15 protein-coding genes are annotated in these 18,681 nt (G+C 37.7%); 11 read left to right on the top strand and 4 right to left on the bottom strand.

What is annotated here, in order from left to right:
- The first annotated feature begins 89 nt into the window (after positions 1 to 89).
- Positions 90 to 2,687, top strand: coding sequence for an ATP-dependent chaperone ClpB (gene clpB / locus JEM45_RS04680; RefSeq protein WP_198687905.1), 2,598 nt, complete (start codon positions 90 to 92; stop codon positions 2,685 to 2,687).
- Between the two features lie 55 nt (positions 2,688 to 2,742).
- Here clpB and JEM45_RS04675 read toward each other — a convergent pair whose 3' ends face one another.
- The 3 genes from JEM45_RS04675 to JEM45_RS04665 all read right to left on the bottom strand — a co-directional run bounded on the left by JEM45_RS04675 (position 2,743) and on the right by JEM45_RS04665 (position 6,207).
- Entirely contained in the window at positions 2,743 to 4,398 is a 1,656-nt protein-coding gene (locus JEM45_RS04675) for a glycerol-3-phosphate dehydrogenase/oxidase (RefSeq protein ID WP_198687904.1), read from the bottom strand.
- A gap of 23 nt (positions 4,399 to 4,421) precedes the next feature.
- A complete protein-coding gene (gene glpK, locus JEM45_RS04670) occupies positions 4,422 to 5,918 on the bottom strand; it encodes a glycerol kinase GlpK (RefSeq protein WP_198687903.1) in 1,497 nt (498 codons plus the stop codon).
- A gap of 91 nt (positions 5,919 to 6,009) precedes the next feature.
- Positions 6,010 to 6,207, bottom strand: a complete 198-nt coding sequence (locus JEM45_RS04665; RefSeq protein WP_026867403.1) for a YjzD family protein — start codon at positions 6,205 to 6,207, stop codon at positions 6,010 to 6,012.
- Positions 6,208 to 6,508: 301 nt separating this feature from the next.
- Here JEM45_RS04665 and JEM45_RS04660 point away from each other — a divergent pair, with 301 nt between their 5' ends.
- The 7 genes from JEM45_RS04660 (at position 6,509) to fabF (ending at position 14,877) form a co-directional block, all read left to right on the top strand.
- Positions 6,509 to 7,552, top strand: coding sequence for an ABC transporter ATP-binding protein (locus tag JEM45_RS04660; protein ID WP_166627209.1), 1,044 nt, complete (start codon positions 6,509 to 6,511; stop codon positions 7,550 to 7,552).
- Positions 7,549 to 8,481 carry an ATP-binding cassette domain-containing protein gene (locus JEM45_RS04655; RefSeq protein WP_026867405.1) on the top strand — a complete coding sequence of 311 codons (933 nt, stop codon included), beginning with the start codon at positions 7,549 to 7,551 and terminating at the stop codon, positions 8,479 to 8,481. Before JEM45_RS04660 ends, JEM45_RS04655 begins: the two co-directional genes overlap by 4 nt.
- An 8-nt stretch (positions 8,482 to 8,489) precedes the next feature.
- Positions 8,490 to 9,452, top strand: a complete 963-nt coding sequence (locus JEM45_RS04650) for an ABC transporter permease (protein WP_166627208.1) — start codon at positions 8,490 to 8,492, stop codon at positions 9,450 to 9,452.
- Between the two features lie 225 nt (positions 9,453 to 9,677).
- Entirely contained in the window at positions 9,678 to 10,553 is an 876-nt protein-coding gene (locus tag JEM45_RS04645) for an ABC transporter permease (protein ID WP_370545417.1), read from the top strand.
- A 169-nt stretch (positions 10,554 to 10,722) separates the two neighbouring features.
- A complete protein-coding gene (locus JEM45_RS04640) occupies positions 10,723 to 12,552 on the top strand; it encodes an oligopeptide ABC transporter substrate-binding protein (RefSeq protein WP_198687902.1) in 1,830 nt (609 codons plus the stop codon).
- Positions 12,553 to 12,679: 127 nt separating this feature from the next.
- A complete protein-coding gene (locus JEM45_RS04635) occupies positions 12,680 to 13,636 on the top strand; it encodes a beta-ketoacyl-ACP synthase III (protein ID WP_026867409.1) in 957 nt (318 codons plus the stop codon).
- Complete coding sequence (gene fabF / locus JEM45_RS04630) at positions 13,636 to 14,877, top strand: beta-ketoacyl-ACP synthase II (protein ID WP_026867410.1); 1,242 nt, start codon at positions 13,636 to 13,638, stop codon at positions 14,875 to 14,877. The genes JEM45_RS04635 and fabF overlap by 1 nt, the downstream gene beginning before the upstream one ends.
- A gap of 150 nt (positions 14,878 to 15,027) precedes the next feature.
- Here fabF and trpS read toward each other — a convergent pair whose 3' ends face one another.
- A complete protein-coding gene (gene trpS / locus JEM45_RS04625; RefSeq protein WP_026867411.1) occupies positions 15,028 to 16,026 on the bottom strand; it encodes a tryptophan--tRNA ligase in 999 nt (332 codons plus the stop codon).
- A 354-nt stretch (positions 16,027 to 16,380) separates the two neighbouring features.
- Between trpS and spxA the strand changes: the two genes are divergently transcribed.
- The 3 genes from spxA to JEM45_RS04610 all read left to right on the top strand — a co-directional run bounded on the left by spxA (position 16,381) and on the right by JEM45_RS04610 (position 18,672).
- On the top strand, positions 16,381 to 16,779 hold the full coding sequence (spxA, locus tag JEM45_RS04620; protein ID WP_198687901.1) for a transcriptional regulator SpxA: 399 nt from the start codon (positions 16,381 to 16,383) through the stop codon (positions 16,777 to 16,779).
- 174 nt (positions 16,780 to 16,953) lie between these two features.
- On the top strand, positions 16,954 to 17,631 hold the full coding sequence (gene mecA / locus JEM45_RS04615) for an adaptor protein MecA (protein WP_166627206.1): 678 nt from the start codon (positions 16,954 to 16,956) through the stop codon (positions 17,629 to 17,631).
- A gap of 66 nt (positions 17,632 to 17,697) precedes the next feature.
- Positions 17,698 to 18,672, top strand: coding sequence for a competence protein CoiA (locus JEM45_RS04610; protein ID WP_198687900.1), 975 nt, complete (start codon positions 17,698 to 17,700; stop codon positions 18,670 to 18,672).
- Positions 18,673 to 18,681: the final 9 nt, after the last annotated feature.

The following is an 18,681-nucleotide window of genomic DNA, read 5'->3' as shown; positions in this document are numbered from 1 at the left end:
ATTACTTGATTTAATCTTCTTAAAGTGTATAATTAAGTTATGGTCAAATTTGGTCAAACACTTTAATTTATTGATTAGAGGTGGTTTAAATGGATATAAATAAGATGACAGTTAAAGTTCAACAAATCGTTGAACGTGCTCAAGGTCTGACAGTTGATCTTAAACTTCAGGCAATTGAGCTAGAGTCAATACTAAAAGCAATGCTATTGATTGAAGATAGCATGAGTGCTGACATTCTAGAAAGAGCAAACATCAACATTGACAATATAATTAAAAGTTATGATGAAAAATTAGCAAAATACAATAAGGTAAGTGGCGATAATATAGAATATGGTGTCTATATGTCGCAAGGTTTTTCGCAGTTATATAATGAAGCGGAAAAACTGATTGTTGATATGGAAGATGATTATATCTCCCAGGAACACATATTTCTAGCAGCGCTAAAAATTGATGATATTTTAAGCAATGCTGTAGGTAATAAGGATGAAGTTGTTAAAGAAATAGTGAAGAAAATAAGAGGGGGTAACCACGTGACGAGTCAAAATCCTGAAAATCAATATGAAGTATTAGAAAAATATGGGCGTGACCTTGTTGAAGAAGTCAGAAATGGTAAGGTAGATCCGGTCATTGGTCGTGATGAAGAAATCAGAGATACGATTCGAATTTTAAGTCGTAAGAGAAAAAATAATCCAGTACTAATTGGTGAACCTGGTGTGGGTAAAACGGCAATTGTCGAAGGACTTGCTCAAAGAATTGTACGTAAGGATGTTCCAGATAGTCTCTTAGATAAGACAGTTTTTGAACTCGATCTTACTTCACTAGTTGCGGGTGCGAAATTCCGTGGTGAGTTTGAAGAACGATTAAAAGCTGTGCTTAAAGAAATTAAAGAATCTGAAGGAAGAATTATTCTATTTATTGATGAAATCCACATGCTTGTTGGGGCTGGTAAAACTGATGGTGCAATGGATGCAGGCAATATGCTTAAGCCTATGCTTGCACGAGGTGAGCTACACTGTATTGGGGCAACAACAACAAACGAATATCGTGAGTATATCGAAAAAGACTCTGCCTTAGAAAGACGTTTCCAAAAGGTTCAAGTACCAGAGCCTGATGTAGAGGATACTATTTCAATTCTGCGCGGTCTAAAAGAGCGCTATGAAGTGCACCACGGTGTAAGAATTACAGACCGTGCCCTTGTTGCAGCTGCAGAACTATCAGACCGTTATATTACAGATCGCTTCTTACCAGATAAGGCAATTGACCTCATGGACCAAGCGAGTGCGACGATACGAACAGAGATGGGATCGAACCCAACTGAACTTGATCAGATTAATCGTAAGGTAATGCAACTTGAAATCGAGGAACAAGCTTTAAAAGGAGAAGATGACCAAGTTTCACAAGCGCGTCTATCCGAACTCCAAAAAGAATTAGCGGATATGAAAGAGAGCCAGTCTACACTTCAAAACAAAGTTGAGAAAGAAAAAGAACAAATTCAAAGAGTGAATGACAAACGAGCTGAAGTTGACAAAGTACGTCAGGAATTAGAAGACGCAGAGAACAATTATGAGCTTGAACGTGCGGCAGAACTTAGACATGGTAAATTACCACAGTTAGAAAAAGCACTCGAAGAATATGAACAAGAAATGCAACAAGAAGAATCATCTGACAATAGAATTATTAGAGAAGTTGTGACCGAAGAGGAAATTGGTTTTATCGTGAGCCAATGGACAGGTATTCCGGTTACAAAACTTGTTGAAACTGAAAAGGAAAAACTCTTGAAATTATCGGACATTCTTCATGAACGTGTCGTCGGTCAAGATGAAGCTGTCGATTTAGTTGCTGACGCAGTAATTAGAGCAAGAGCGGGTATTAAAGATCCGAATCGTCCAATCGGGAGCTTCCTATTTTTAGGACCTACGGGTGTCGGTAAAACTGAACTCGCTAAAGCCTTAGCCTCAACAATGTTTGACTCTGAGAAACATATGATCAGAATCGATATGTCTGAGTACATGGAAAAACATTCTGTTTCAAGATTAATCGGTGCACCTCCAGGCTATGTTGGTCATGAAGAGGGTGGACAATTAACTGAAGCGGTTAGACGTCAGCCTTATTCAGTTATCCTCTTAGATGAAGTAGAAAAAGCGCATGCTGATGTCTTTAATATCTTACTTCAACTTTTAGATGAAGGTCGTCTAACAGATTCAAAGGGGCGTATCATTAACTTTAAAAATACTATCATTATTATGACTTCAAATATCGGCTCCCAACATCTACTAGATACAGTTGTACAAGGTGGGGAGTTAACAGATCAAACAAGAGAGATTGTCATGTCAGAAGTGCATAAATACTTTAAACCTGAAATCATCAACCGTATGGATGATATTGTCATGTTCAGTCCATTAACTGAGAAAGACATGGGTGCCATTGTTGACCGTATGATTAGTGATTTAAATACACGCTTAAGAAATCAACACATGGAAATTGAAGTATCTGATGCAGTAAAAACTTGGGTAGCAAAAAGCTCTTATGAACCACAATTTGGTGCACGTCCAATGAAACGGTTTATCCAAAGAAATATTGAAACACCGCTTGCACGTAAGTTGATTGAAGCGGATATGTCAGAGGGGTTAAGAATAAAAGCTGACATAAAAGATGATGAATTAGTATTTAATATCGAAGAAGAATAATTTTATAAAAAACTGGACCATAGATTTTATAATCAATGGTCCAGTTTTTTACTTATTAATGTTTTGTGTCAGCAATCGCTCGGTCAAGTTCACTGACATACTGTTCATACTGACTGTCAGTCCAACTAAAGGTATCAGATAGAAGCTTTTCAATGCCTTGACGATATTGCATGACTTCTTCAATTGCAAAGTACAACTTACCACTACGACGAATGAGAAAATCTGTCGGTTTAACAACCATTTCATGCAGAATACTGTATATTACTTCTGCGTAGAGGGCTTTTGGTAAGCCGTACTTTTCTTCTGAGTCGTTAGTAATACCTGCGTATTGATATACCGTTTCTGCATTAGAACCGTACTTAAGTGCAAGCATATGACCTTCTTCTAAAGTGAGTCCATAGCTTTGTGCTTTTCGACTAATATTGTCTGCAAAGTTATGATAACCGATTGAGCCACCAACGTCTCCACCTGATATCGGTTCATTTTTAGTAGACACTTTAGCAATGTGCATCTTATAATTTTTCTTCAAATAAAGTGATACTTCATCAACAATTTCTTCAGCCATATGACGATAGCCTGTTAATTTGCCACCAGCAATGGTTATCAAGCCACTATTATTGTGCCAAATCTCATCTTTTCTTGAAATATCTGATGCATTCTTACTTGATGATGATTGTATAAGAGGGCGAATACCTGCCCAAGATGATTCGATGTGATCATGTGTTAGGTTGAGTGAAGGGAACATAAAGTTGATGGCTTCAATTAGATAAGCCTTATCTTTAGCATCAGCAACAGGATTCTTCTTATCATCCGTATAAAAAGTATCCGTTGTACCTACATAGGTTTTACCGGATCTTGGGATGGCAAAGATCATTCTGCCATCATTTTCTGTATCAAAGTAGACTGCTTGTGTGAGCGGGAAATCCTCTTGTTTAAAAACGAGGTGTACCCCCTTGGTGTGCACGAGATGTTTTTTTGAAACAGGTTCATCCTTATCATATGCTCTCACTTCATCAACCCATGGACCAGCAGCATTAACGACAGCTTTGGCAAGTATATTATGTGTGATACCGCTTAATTGATCGGTCGTTTTTAATCCTTTAATTGTTTCTTTTTTATAGATGAAGCCATCTGCTTTAAGGTAATTCACTAAATCTGCACCATACTGAGCTGCTTTTTTCATCACTTCTATAGTAAGTCTTGAGTCATCAGTTTTATATTCAACATAATAACCACCACCTTGGAGGGCCTTCTTATTAATATTTGGGACACGTTCTAAAACTTCCTTTTTAGAAAGCATATGACGACGCTCATTTTTTTCTACTTTAGCTAAAGAATCATAAACCTTTAGCCCTATGTTAGTTGTAAATTCACCAAAAGTACCACCTTTTCTAAAAGGCAGTAGCATCCATTCCGGAGTGGTAACATGTGGGCCATTTTCATAGACGATTGCTCTTTCTCTACCAGTCTCTTTAACAACACCAATCTGAAGTTGTTTTAAATATCTTAAACCACCATGAATAAGTTTCGTGCTTCGGCTCGATGTACCTTCAGAGAAGTCTTGCATTTCGACTAAGGCAACTTTTAAACCGCGCATTGTTGCATCCAAAGCAATACCAGCACCAGTGATACCACCACCGATGATGAGTAAATCATATTCTGTTTTAGACATGTGCTCAATTTGGTGTGCTCTTGTCAGTGCGTTTAACATTGTTTCCCTCCTACTAGTTATGTTTAGTTGGTTTTGAACATTTGAGTTGCTTTAATGGCAGTTTGCCAACCACTGTACAATTGATTTCTCTTATTTTCTTCCATCTTCGCTTCAAAAACTGCTTCAGTTTCACTGAGCTCCCTCAGTTTTTCTTGGGATTCAAAAAATCCTGAGGCAAGACCCGCAAGATAAGCAGCACCTAAGGCAGTGGATTCCACAATTTTTGGACGTTCAACCGTCGTATTTAAAATGTCAGCTTGGAACTGCATTAAGAAATTGTTGGCACTTGCACCGCCGTCCACTCTTAAACGATCAATTTTAGTTGCCCCATCAACTTGCATCGCATCAAGGACATCTTTAGTTTGATATGCAACAGCCTCTAGGGTTGCTCGGCTAATATGTGCCTTGGTCGAGCCTCTACTTAAACCAAATATCGCACCTCTTGCCTCTGCGTCCCAGTACGGTGCACCGAGTCCAGTGAATGATGGAACAACGTAGACACCATCAGAAGAGTCAAGTGTCATTGCATAATCTTCACTCTCTTTAGAGTCATGAAAAAATTCTAAACTATCTCTTAGCCATTGAATTGCACTACCTGCAACAAAGATTGAACCTTCAAGTGCATAGGTGATTTTACCATCGACACCAGCTGCAATAGTTGTAAGTAGTCCATTGTCGCTCGTTGTCGGTTCCTCACCTGTATTTAATAAAAGGAAACATCCAGTGCCGTAGGTATTTTTCGCTTCACCTTTGTCAAAACAAGTTTGACCGAATAGGGCGGCTTGTTGGTCACCGGCAATACCAGAGATTGGCACCTCATGACCAAAGAAATGAGATCTCGTTGTATGACCATAAATTTCACTAGAAGATTTTACTTCTGGTAACATTGATTTCGGTACATTAAGTATCGATAAAAGCTCATCATCCCATTGTAGATTATATATATTGTACAAGAGCGTCCGGCTTGCATTAGTGTAATCTGTGACGTGAATATTTCCCTCAGTGAATTTCCAAATTAACCAACTATCAATCGTCCCAAATAATAAATCTCCGTTTTCAGCTTTTTTTCTTGCACCCTCGACATTGTCGAGGATCCATTTTATCTTTGTACCAGAGAAATAAGGATCTATTAATAGACCAGTTTTGTCTTTAATTAATTTTTCATAACCATCGTGCTTTAAGGTGTTACAAATATCCGTTGTTTGTCTTGATTGCCAAACGATCGCATTATATATCGGTAAACCTGTGTGTTTATCCCATACGACAGTTGTTTCTCTTTGGTTTGTAATTCCAATTGAGTCAATCTCATCTGCACCTACATTGTGTTCAATGAGTACACTGCTGATTACGCTTAGGACTGAACTCCAGATTTCATTTGCATTATGTTCGACCCAACCAGAGTGAGGGAAAATCTGTTTGAATTCCCTTTGACTTGAGGCGATGATTTTACCTTGTTGATTGATGAGGACCGCTCTTGTACTCGTCGTACCCTGATCGATTGACATCACATATTTATTCATAGGTTTCCTCCTAATACAAAAAATACTTTTAATATGTGTATACCCAGAAATAAAATGCATAAAAAAACCAGATTTCATGAAGAAATCCGGTTTAATTCTCGTTTCCTGATTGAGTGTCTCTTGACATCTTAGTCAGAATATCTAAAACGAATACAGTTAATGTAATGATCACTGCTAAAATAACACCAATCCAGAAGTTTAATGGACCACCGCCAGCGAGACTGTTAAGTATAAAGTTTACCATCTGAGTAAGTAAAAATGCCCAGAAAAAAGTAATGATGTATCTCATCGTCGAAAAGCCTCCGATAACTCATATTTATAGTATTTATTTTACATGAAAAGTAAAACAAAGTATAGTAGTAAAAATTATTTCTTGAAAACGCTTGCAAAATAGAACGATGTTTTCTAGAATTGGGATAAGTCATTTATATATAACTGCATAATAATAAATTCTGTACAGAAAGTTGTAAATTTTAAGAAAATTTATATTGTCATTTTGTTACAGAATATATACAATAGCTCATATGAAAGATTAACTTTAATAACAAATGGGATTTTGTTAAACAAAGGGAAAGTTAAGGTGATTATAAGTGGGAGAAAATCTTCTAAGTGTTAAGAATTTAACAACATCCTTTAAGATCGATGGTGAATATTACCCAGCGGTGGACGATGTTTCCCTCGACATTAAACCTAATGAGGTTGTGGCCTTGGTAGGGGAGTCGGGATCAGGCAAAAGTGCGACAGCATTTTCATTAATGAAGTTACACCGTGCTGCAAGAATAGAAGGAGAAGTACTTTTTGAAGGCAAAGATCTAATGAAAGTAAAAGAAACTAAGATGAATAGAATCCGTGGTGGGGAATTGGCGATGATCTTCCAGGATCCAATGACAGCCTTAAACCCACTAATGAAAATAAAGCATCAAATTATGGAAACGCTTAAAATTCATAAAACAAAAGACAGAGATGAACGTGAAGCTTATGCTATTGAATTATTAAGTCGTGTGGGTATTCCAAGACCTGAAAGAGTGGGGAATGCTTTCCCTCATGAATTATCTGGTGGAATGAGACAGCGTGTAGTAATTGCCATTGCCATAGCTAACAGACCAAAATTACTCATTGCTGATGAGCCAACAACTGCTTTAGATGTAACGATTCAAGCTCAGATTCTAGATTTGATTAGAGAGTTGCAAGATGATTTGAACTCTGGTGTACTGCTCATTACTCATGACTTAGGTGTTGTTGCTGAGATGGCAGATAGAGTTGCCGTAATGTATGCAGGACAAATTGTAGAAATTGCACCGGTTAAAGAATTGTTTAAAAATCCAAAACATCCATATACTCGTTCACTTCTTAATTCCTTACCAAATGAGGAACTACAAGGATCGAAACTGCATGTTATCGAAGGTGTTGTGCCACCATTAAATAAGATGGAAAGAGATTCATGTCGATTTGCACCAAGAATTCCATGGATTGATGAAAAAGAACATGAACATAATCCTGAACTAAGAGAAATTAGTCCAGGGCATTTCGTACGTTGTACTTGTTATAAGAATTTCTATTTGAAATCTGATGCAACGACAGGTATGGCAATTGAAGCACAACAAATGGCAGAAGCAGATGAGGTGACAGAATGAGTAATTTACTTGAAATTAAAGATCTCAAAGTACATTACCCAATTCGTGGCGGATTCTTTAACACAGTTAAAGACCACGTGAAAGCGGTAGACGGTGTATCACTAAATATTCCAGAAGGGACTACATATGGACTCGTAGGTGAATCCGGTTCAGGTAAGACGACAACTGGTAAAGCAGTCATTGGTCTAAATCACATCACAGAGGGAGAAATTCTCTTTAACGGTAAAACGATCAGTGGAAATGGGAAATCAGTTAAAAATTCTAAAGAGATTCAGATGATTTTTCAGGATCCATACTCATCATTAAATGTTCGTAAAAGGGTATTTGATATTGTTGCAGAACCAATTAAAAATTATCATAAGCGTACTAAAGATGAGTTGATTGCAGAAGTTTTAGGACTGCTTCAAAAAGTAGGTTTACCACCTGGCTCTTTGTACAAGTATCCACATGAGTTTTCCGGTGGGCAAAGACAGAGAATAGGGGTGGCTAGAGCGATCGCATTAAATCCTAAATTGATTATTGCAGACGAGCCAGTTTCAGCACTTGATGTATCAGTTCAAGCCCAAGTTTTAAACTTCATGCAAGACATCCAAGAGGAAATGAACTTGACTATGCTTTTCATCGCCCATGACTTAGGGGTAGTGAGGCATATGTGTCAGCACATCGGGATTATGTATCAAGGGAGATTAGTTGAAGAAGGGACAGCGGAAGAAATCTTCAACAACCCACAACACTTGTATACGAAGCGACTCATCGCTGCGATTCCTGATACAGATGTTGATAAGATTGATGAAAACTTAAATATACGTCAATCAGTTAAAGAACAATACAATGAACATTTCCATGAATATTTAGATGAAGATGGTAGAGCCTTGCCGTTAGTTGATATTACATCGACGCATAAAGCTGCTTTACCTGCAAAGGGGTGACGGGCTGAATGATTAAATTTACAATTCGACGCTTAATTATTTCATTACCGCAAATATTATTATTAAGTATTTTAGTTTTCTTCTTAGGATCATTAATGCCAGGGGATGCATTGAGTGGCCTAATTGATCCAACGGTACCAATTGAACAAATTGAAAGACTTCGTGAACAGATGGGATTAAATAATCCATGGTACATTCAATATAGAGATTGGGTTTTAGCAATGTTACAGGGGGACTTCGGGCAATCATTCTTTAAACAACAGCCTGTTCTAGATGTTATTGGAGATAGAATGATGAATACTATATGGCTCGGACTTTTTTCTTCAGTGCTAATTTACTTGATTGGTATTCCACTTGGCCTAGTGTCTGGTCGTTGGAATGACTCATTATTAGACAGTGCGATTACAGGTTATACTTACTTAGGTTTTGCGACACCGACATTTATTTTCGGTTTAGTGATGCTACTTGTATTTGGCTATACACTTGGTTGGTTCCCAACAGGTGGATCGGTTGGAGTGGGTGTCACACCAGGTACTTTAGAATATGTAATAAGTAAATTCCAACACCTAGTACTACCGAGTTTCTCAATTGCTTTAATCGGTTTAGTCGGAACGGTTCAGTACCTAAGGAGTGGAATTATTGAAACGAAGCAAAAAGACTTCGTAACACTTGCACGTGCTAAAGGTGTTTCCGAAGGTAAAGTATATACGAAACATATCTTTAGAAACTCTATCTTACCAATTGCAGCATTTTTTGGGTACGAAATTACTTCACTATTAGGTGGATCATTATTCATTGAGACCATCTATGGTTATCCAGGTATGGGACGTCTATTCCTAGAGTCAATTTCAATCCGTGACTTCTCAGTCGCGAACGTCTTGATTTTAGTTTTTGGTATGCTATCCATTCTCGGTGCATTACTGTCAGATATTATCTTGAGTATCGTGGATCCACGTATCCGTATTAAGTAAGGAGGGGTGTAAATGTCGAATAATAATAAAGAAAATAAAAATTTAAAGGATGATTCAAAAGCATATGAATTTGATGAAGATATGGATAATAAAGACCACACCCCGACCAAAGCGCGGGACGGCTTTGAGTTTGATGATAATCAACATACTAGTGAATCCAGAGAGCTTGATATGAGCGTCAAAGCTGATCTCCCACACGGCGTTATGGGTCACGGTGCATCAGATATGAAGAATCTACCGAAGAGTAAACCCGGTTGGAGAATTCTATTTGAAGAGGTCATCTCCGACAAATTAGCGTTATTCTCACTGATCATACTTGTGATAATTACATCATATGTTTTTGGTTTAACAATGTTCTTGAACCATTCAGAAATTGTAAAAGTTGACCTATTTGCAATCAATCAGCCACCTAACGACACGTTCAGACTAGGTACAGATTATGGTGGTCGTGATATTTTTGGTCAATTGATTATTGGTACTAGAAACTCACTTGCAATTGGGGCTTTAGTTACTATCTTGAGTGTTGGCTTCGGTATTGTCTACGGCGTTGTATCAGGATATTTTGGTGGTCATATCGATAACGCAATGATGCGTGTTGTTGACTTCTTTATGGTATTACCATTCCTTATGATCATCGTTGTTTTCGTTACAATCGTGCCATCATATGATATTTGGACATTCTCACTCATTATGGCAGCGTTCCTATGGACTGGTACTGCTAGACTGATTCGTTCTGTTGCAATGCAAGAAAGAGAATTGGACTATGTAAATGCATCGAGAACATTAGGAAGTTCACATATTAAGATCATCTTTAAACAGGTGATGCCGAACTTAGTAGGTCTTATCATTGTTAACGGCACATTATCTCTTGCAGCAAATATCGGAATCGAGTCAGGCTTATCATTCATTGGCTTCGGTTTCCCTGAAACGACACCATCATTAGGTACTTTAATGGCTTATGCCATTCAAACACAAACTTTACAGAACAGATGGTGGATTTGGGCACCTGCAGCAATATTAATCTTAGTATTAATGTTGTGTGTAAGAAACATTGGTGAAGCACTTAGACGTGCAGGAGATGCCAGACAGCGTAATGCATAAAAATTTATAAAAATAACACAATTTTCTAAAAATTTCATTGTAAGTATGAGTAATTATGCTAATATGAATATTAAGAAAATTACAAAGGCTTTACATTTACTTCGATACATAAGTTCAGGGTCTGAGCTTTGTATATATATCAACAGAATCAAACAAAGGAGGAAGAACAATGACTAAAATTTCTTGGTCAAGGCTTTTATTCCTCATGATGTTAGCGTTAGTATTAGCGCTTGCAGCATGTGGAGGCGGTTCATCTGAAGAAGAAACTGCTGACGAAGAGTCAGGAGACGATGCATCTTCTGAAGGTGAAACAGCTGAAGGGGGAGGCAAAATCTACAACTATGAAGATTTCCCTAAAACCGTATCTAATACAGGAGAACCATCAGGTGAAGGTACTTTAAACATCGGTTACTCATCTGATACACCATTTGAAGGTACTTTAAACTGGGCATTCTATAATGGTGCACCAGATGCAGGTATGATGGCACACTTCGATGAAGCAGTGTTATCTATGGATGCAGATTTCCAATATACTAATGATGGTGCTATCACTTATGAAATAAACGAAGACGACAAAACGGTCACATTTACAGTACGTGATGGTGTTAAGTGGCACGATGGTACTGACTTAACTATCCAAGACTATGTTTCTTCTTATGAAGTAATTGGTCACCCGGATTACGATGGTGTCCGTGGATCTACTGATGGATTTACATTAATTGAAGGCTTTGAAGAGTACAGAGCTGGAGACGCTGAAGAAATTTCAGGTATTGAAATTGTCGATGACAAAACAGCGGTATTCACATATAAAGAACTCGCTCCATCACTAACTGCTGGTGGTTTCTGGGCATATGCATTCCCTACTCATCACTATGAAGGTATTGAAGTAGCAGAGATGCCAGAAGCACCACAAACTCGTGAGAACCCAATCGGTATCGGACCATACAAAGTGGATTCAATCGTATCTGGGGAATCAATCTCAATGTCTAAATTCGAAGATTACTGGCGCGGTGAGCCAGGAGTTGAAACTGTAAACGTACGTGTTATTGCACCGTCTTCAATTGCAAGTGCAGTTGAATCAGGTGAAGTTGATATTGCTAAGAGCTTCCCGACTGACCAGTACCCTGATGTTGCAGAAATGGAAGGGGTAGAATGGTTATCAAATGTTGAGGGATCATACACTTACATCGGATTCAAACTTGGTTCTTGGAATGCTGATGAAGGTAAAGTAGACTACAAGCCAGAGGAAATGAAGATGGGTGACGTAGAATTACGTCGTGCTATGTGGCACGCTATTGATAATGACACAGTTGGAGAACGTTTCTACAACGGCTTACGTTGGAAAGCATCATCTCTAATTACTCCATATCACGCTAACTGGCACGAAGAAATCGAAGTGCCTGGTTATGATCCAGAAGAAGCGAATCGCATCTTGGATGAAGCAGGATACGAAGATACAGACGGTGATGGTTTACGCGAAGATCCAGACGGTGAACCATTAGAAATCAAATTTGCCTCTATGTCTGGTGGAGACATCGCTGAACCATTAGCAAACTACTACATCCAATCTTGGAGAGAAGTTGGCTTAAACGTTGTCTTAACAAATGGTCGTCTAATCGAGTTTAACTCATTCTACGACATGGTTGAAAACGATGACCCAGAAATTGATATCTACCAAGGTGCTTGGGGTGTAGGTTCTGACGTCGATCCATCAGGTTTATATGGACCAACTGCTCCATTTAACTACACTAGATATGAATCTGAAGAATCAACTGCTTTATTAGAACAAGGTAACTCAGAAGAAGCACTTGATACTGAGCGTAGAAAAGAAATTTACAATGAATGGGCTGAGTTAATGGCTCAAGATATTCCTGTAATTCCAACGCTTTACCGTGCGTTTGTTGTACCTGTAAACGAAAGAGTAATCAATTACTCTGAAGATTACGAGTACAATGAGGACCTACTTTGGTACCGTGTTGGTGTTGAAGAAACTGAATAAGGCTTATCGTGCACTCACACATCATTTGATGTGTGAGTGTTTTTTACGTATAAATAAATTGAATCACTTGTCAAAATATGATAAATTAGTACCTAGTAATATAATGAGATTATAAGGTGTGAATATAATGACAAATGTAGGCATTCTCGGCATTGGTTCATATGCACCAGAAAAGGTTTTTACGAACTTTGATTTCGAAAAAATTCTTGATACTTCTGATGAATGGATTAGAGAAATGACAGGTATTGAAGAAAGACGTTTCGCTGAAGACATGGAAACGAGTGAAATGGCTTTTTATGCTGCGAAAAATGCAATTGAGGACTCCGGTGTGGACAAGGACGAAATCGATTTTGTTATCGTTGCGACGTCTACAGGAGAACATAGATTTCCCTCTGTAGCAAATATCTTACAAGAAAAATTAGAACTTAAAAACATACCATCAGTCGACCAGCTTGCAGCTTGCTCTGGATTTATTTATGGTCTAGCGACAGCTGAAATGTTCGTTAAATCAGGAAGATATAAAAAAATCCTTGTTGTAGGTGTTGATAAGCTGACTAAAATCACTGATTTTACAGATCGTTCAACAGCAGTCCTATTCGGTGATGGTGCTGGTGCTGCAGTTGTGGGTGAAGTAGATGAAGGACTTGGTATTAAATCATTTGAACTAGGTAGTAAAGGTTCTGGTGGGAAATACTTATACGGCGACCGTGAGGGTGGCTACATACGAATGAATGGTCGTGAAGTGTTTAAATTCGCGGTACGACAAATGGGTGAGTCGAGTGTGAATGTAACAGAACAGGCTGGTCTGAATAAGGATGATATTGACATGTTAATCCCTCATCAGGCAAATATTCGCATAATGAATGCCGCTAGAGAACGCATGAACCTCCCTTATGATAAAATGAGTGTAACTGTAGATAAATACGGAAATACTTCAGCGGCATCCATTCCACTTAGTATCGATTACGAAGTGAAGAGAAATCGTATTAAGCCAGGGGACAATATCGTACTTGTTGGCTTTGGCGGTGGATTAACTTGGGGAGCAGTATGTTTAACATGGGGTAAAAAGAAGGAGGACTCTTAATGAGTAAAAGAAGGGTTGTTATCACTGGACTTGGTGCAGTAACACCGATAGGGAATACAGCTAAAGAAACTTGGACTAATGCTTTAGCTGGTAAAAATGGTATAGCAGAAATAACGAATATTGATACTGAACAATTCAATGTCAATATTGCTGGTGAAGTAAAGAACCTAAATATAGAAGATTTTATCGATAAAAAAGAAGCACGTCGTATGGATAAGTTTACTCAATTTGCAATTATTGCAGCAGATGAAGCTGTGACAGATTCCGGTTTAGTTATCAATGACGACAATAGTGAACGTGTCGGTGTTTGGATTGGTTCAGGTATTGGGGGGATACAGTCACTTGAAGATGGCTTTATTGCCTTAACAACAAAAGGACCAAGACGCGTAAGCCCGTTCTTCGTACCGATGATGATCCCGGATATGGCAAGTGGACAAGTATCAATTCGTCTAGGTGCAAAAGGGCCTAATGGTGCAACTGTTACGGCATGTGCGACAGGTACAAACTCAATCGGCGACGCATTTAAGTTTATAGAACGTGGTCAAGCTGATGTGATGATTACAGGTGGTTCCGAAGCGCCTATTACAAATATGGGTGTCGCAGGGTTCCAAGCGAACCGCGCTTTATCGTCTTCAAATGATCCTAATTACGCGTCACGTCCATTTTCTAAAGATAGAGATGGCTTTGTAATGGCTGAAGGTTCAGGTGTCATTGTGATTGAAGAATTAGAACATGCAATTGCACGTGGTGCAACAATCTACGCTGAGATTGTTGGTTACGGATCTACAGGAGATGCTCACCATATCACAGCACCAGCACCAAATGGAGAAGGTGGTGCGAGAGCCATGAAGGAAGCACTTAAAGATGCAGGTATTGAACCAAATGAAGTTCAATACATTAATGCACACGGTACAAGTACACCTTATAATGATGAATTTGAAACATTAGCGATCCGTACAGTATTTGAAGAACATGCGGATAATTTACTAATCAGCTCAACTAAGTCAATGACAGGACATATGCTTGGTGGTGCAGGTGGCATGGAAGCTATCATTACGGCGATGAGCCTTAAAGAAGGTAAAGTTCACCCGACAATTAATCTAACGAATCCAGCACCTGAATGTGACTTAAACTATGTTCCAAACACTGCAGTAGAAGCGGACCTTAAGTACGCAGTGTCAAACAGCCTAGGGTTTGGTGGACACAACGCTTCCTTAGTATTCAAAAAGTATGAGGCATAATATTATGGACTGAATCCCTTTTAAGGGGTTCAGTCTTTTTTTGTATCGTAGGTTAATGAGCCCAGCTTCGAAATGAAAACGAAGCACACCTTCCATCATCAATCACAAAAAAAGGCTGGATTAAATATCCAGCCCGCTTCATAAATCCTATTATCTTCTTTTTCTTCCTAGGCCCATGGCACGTTCCATTTTTTCGATCATCTTATCCGCTTTAAAGGCAGCTTTGTCACGGCCTGCATCTAAAATGTTATCTAGTTCTTCACTATTTAAATAGTAGTTATATTTTTCTTGGAAGCCTGTTAAGAATTCCTGGACAACTTCACCTAAATCCTTTTTGAATTCACCATAGCTTGACCCTTCGTATTGAGATTCTAGTGCTTCAATACTGCGGTCAGTTAATGAACTATAAATTGTAAGTAAGTTTGAAATACCGGGCTTGTTTTCTTTATCGTATTTAATTTCACTGCCTGAATCTGTTACTGCAGAACGAATCTTCTTAGCCGCTTGAGCAGGGTCATCTAATAAGGTAATGAATGATTTTTGATTATCATCACTCTTACTCATCTTCTTAGTTGGTTCATTTAGGCTCATAATTCTACCGCCGACCTTAGGTAATTTAATGTCGGGTAGGGTAAAGATATCATTGAATTTTGAATTGAAGCGCTCTGCAACGTTTCTTGTATATTCAATGTGCTGTGTTTGGTCTTCACCAACTGGGACGACATCTGCTTTATATAGTAAAATGTCACCAGCCATTAAAGGTGGATATGTGAGTAGACCGACTGAAATACCGTCACGCTGATTCTGTTTACGTGCCTTATCTTTAAACTGAGTCATTCGTTCTAACTCACCAATATATGATACACATTGTAGCATCCATGCAGCCTTAGCATGGGCTGAGACTTCACTTTGAATGAATAGTGTAATTTTTTCTGGGTCTAATCCACTTGCTAAGTAAATTGCCGCAAGTTTTCTTGAGTTCTCACGAAGTTTTAAGCGATCTTGTGGAACAGTAATAGCATGTTGATCAACAATACAGAAGTAAGAATCATATTGATCTTGTAATTCTACGAATTGTTTATAAGCTCCGATATAGTTACCGATTGTCGGAATTCCACTCGGTTGAACGCCTGAGAATAATGTTTTCATGTCTTCACCTTCATTATTTAGTTAATAATATAATAGTAATACTCTTTTACATCTCTTGCAATTAGTCCACACGATAAAAGTCAATCAAATTACCTATATACTTTGACCATTATTGATGTTACAATAAGTAAGTAAGAGGTAAGCTAAATAAATTAATATTGGTAGGGTTTACAAAAATTAATAAATAATTTTTTAGATTATTACAATATTCTCATTTTATTTTAATGTTCGACCTCTATACTAAGAATTGTCAACAAGAGACGGCAGTACAAGATACATACTTCACTTAAGTTTAGTATCGACTGTTTATGGGTATAGACTCTTGTTAAAATATAAAATTGGAGTGTGAGTTACATGGTAGTATTATTTACTTCTCCAAGTTGTACGTCATGTTGTAAGGCAAAAGCATGGCTCCAGGAAAATGATATTCCTTATACTGAGCGCAATGTATTTTCTGAGCCTTTAACTTTAGACGAAGTTAAATCTATTTTAAGAATGACTGAGTATGGGACTGAAGAAATTATCTCAACTCGCTCTAAAACTTTCCAAAAATTGAATGTAGATATCGATAGCCTCCCAATGAAAGAACTCTATACTTTGATTATGGAAAACCCTGGATTGCTTAGACGTCCAATTATTATGGATGAGAAACGTCTGCAAGTAGGCTACAATGAAGATGAAATTAGAAGATTTTTACCAAGAAGCATTAGAACGCTTCACTTAATTGAAGCGAAACGCTTAGCAGAACTTTAAGAATAATAGATAAGTAATACAATAATTTGATATATGTACAAAGTCCGATTGACCTGTAGATGATTTGCCATCTACAGGTTTTTTCACTTATAATAGAAAGACAAATCTAAAGTTTGGTAATATGAATGGAACCCTAGTATAATAAGCAGAAATGATGGTAAGGGAGTGAGCAAAATGAGGATTGAAAGAGTGAACGACTCGACCATTAAGTTCTTTCTAACGTATACAGACATTGAGAGTCGAGGTTTTAACAAGGAAGATCTTTGGATGAACCGCCAACGTGGAGAGGAATTCTTTTGGACAATTATGGACGAAGTAAACAGTGAACAGACTGAAGATTTTTCCATGGATGGACCATTATGGATTCAAGTACATGCTTTTGACAAAGGAATAGAAGTCGTTGTATCTAAATCTCAACAAGAGCAAGATTCATACGGTATGGAGTCTTATTCAATGAATTTTGAAAATCGTGATCTCGAATCTTATATTGACAAATCCATCCAGGATAGACCGCCTCAAGTACAACCAAATAGAGAATTAGATGTACCAGTCATTTCAGAGCCATTAACTGTACGTTTTAGAGACTTTGAAGACTTGATTAAATACACGTATGAAACTGAACATGATGAAACAACATATGAAGATCTACTCTATGTGTTGGACGGTAGATATTATTACCAAATGTACTTCGACTACAGAACGCATTTTGATCACATGGAAGGTATTGAGACAAAGCTGCTAGAATATAGCGAGCCTACACAAATTGCAAGTGCATATCTGGAAGAATACGGTAAAATTATAATGAGTAATAATGTTAGAGCTCAAGTTAGACGTTATTTTCAAGAAAAATAATTAACTTGTCTGAAAAAAAAGATTTCCCCTCCTTATTTCCTATATATAGGATAAGGAGGTTTTTTTATGTTTTTAGCTCAAGATGAATTTGGTAGTCAAGTGTTTGCCCACCAAGCTGTTAAAAATGAATCTTATTTTTGTCCTGTCTGTGAAGCACCGGTAAGGCTGAAGGCGGGTAAAGTCAAAGTTGCACATTTTTCTCACCAACATATTTTACAATGTACACGGTATCTCTATAAAAAAGAATCATTAATGCATTTGAAATTAAAACATGATATTTATACTGAATTAAACAAAATATATGCGACTGCAATGGAATATTACCTAAAAGAAATTGAACAGATTCCAGATGTCCTTGTCAATTATCAACTCGCCATTGAAATACAGTTATCTCGAATTAGTGCGGATTTGGTTGCTATAAGGACAAAGGGTTATAACAAATTAGGTATGAAGGTCATCTGGCTAATCAACGACGCTGAAGTGAAGAAAGACGAGTGTTTATTAAGTCTTAATCACTTTCAATATGCGACGACAACTGACCATAAGTTGTTTACGATTAATACTGAGTCTTTATCAGTCAATATATATCACATAGGGCATCATGTTGGTAATAACCGGTTTATTTATAGAAGCGAAAAAATACAGGTTAAAGACCTTTATGGATATAGTAAAAGAGTAGACTGGCCGAATGACTATAAGCTAAGTCAAAGCATGGTAAAAAACATTCTATACCATGAAAAGTCAGCTAAATCTGTGTTAAATCCAACTCTGACTTATCTATATCAATTGGATATCCATCATCAACACATTCCAAAACGGTTTATAATGACGTGTCTGTATGAGCGAGATATCTTGAATTCACCGCTTGAATGGAAGCTGTATATTCACTACCACTTAAATAGGGGAACTTTTAATCTTCAAATCTTTATGGATTTTATTAAGTTGAGAACCAATGGGGATATTCTCGAAAAGCATATAATCGTTAAAAATCTAGTTCGATACTACTTAAAAGTTTTTCGGGATTCGGAAGATATTGCTTGAACAAAATTA

The organism is Jeotgalicoccus sp. ATCC 8456 (assembly GCF_016313225.1).
Taxonomy (GTDB): Bacteria; Bacillota; Bacilli; order Staphylococcales; family Salinicoccaceae; genus Jeotgalicoccus; species Jeotgalicoccus marinus.
Note: the sequence above shows the minus strand (reverse complement) of the source record. Positions and strands in the feature narration are given on the sequence as shown.

What these genes read in the sequence shown, in the direction of transcription:
- JEM45_RS04645 (WP_370545417.1), top strand. Translation starts at nt 9,678, where the DNA reads ATGAAGAATCTACCGAAGAGTAAACCCGGTTGGAGAATTCTATTTGAA.
- clpB (WP_198687905.1), top strand. Translation starts at nt 90, where the DNA reads ATGGATATAAATAAGATGACAGTTAAAGTTCAACAAATCGTTGAACGT.
- fabF (WP_026867410.1), top strand. Translation starts at nt 13,636, where the DNA reads ATGAGTAAAAGAAGGGTTGTTATCACTGGACTTGGTGCAGTAACACCG.
- trpS (WP_026867411.1), bottom strand. Translation starts at nt 16,026, where the DNA reads ATGAAAACATTATTCTCAGGCGTTCAACCGAGTGGAATTCCGACAATC.
- JEM45_RS04675 (WP_198687904.1), bottom strand. Translation starts at nt 4,398, where the DNA reads ATGTTAAACGCACTGACAAGAGCACACCAAATTGAGCACATGTCTAAA.
- JEM45_RS04665 (WP_026867403.1), bottom strand. Translation starts at nt 6,207, where the DNA reads ATGAGATACATCATTACTTTTTTCTGGGCATTTTTACTTACTCAGATG.
- JEM45_RS04610 (WP_198687900.1), top strand. Translation starts at nt 17,698, where the DNA reads ATGTTTTTAGCTCAAGATGAATTTGGTAGTCAAGTGTTTGCCCACCAA.
- mecA (WP_166627206.1), top strand. Translation starts at nt 16,954, where the DNA reads ATGAGGATTGAAAGAGTGAACGACTCGACCATTAAGTTCTTTCTAACG.
- spxA (WP_198687901.1), top strand. Translation starts at nt 16,381, where the DNA reads ATGGTAGTATTATTTACTTCTCCAAGTTGTACGTCATGTTGTAAGGCA.
- JEM45_RS04650 (WP_166627208.1), top strand. Translation starts at nt 8,490, where the DNA reads ATGATTAAATTTACAATTCGACGCTTAATTATTTCATTACCGCAAATA.
- JEM45_RS04640 (WP_198687902.1), top strand. Translation starts at nt 10,723, where the DNA reads ATGACTAAAATTTCTTGGTCAAGGCTTTTATTCCTCATGATGTTAGCG.
- glpK (WP_198687903.1), bottom strand. Translation starts at nt 5,918, where the DNA reads ATGAATAAATATGTGATGTCAATCGATCAGGGTACGACGAGTACAAGA.
- JEM45_RS04635 (WP_026867409.1), top strand. Translation starts at nt 12,680, where the DNA reads ATGACAAATGTAGGCATTCTCGGCATTGGTTCATATGCACCAGAAAAG.
- JEM45_RS04655 (WP_026867405.1), top strand. Translation starts at nt 7,549, where the DNA reads ATGAGTAATTTACTTGAAATTAAAGATCTCAAAGTACATTACCCAATT.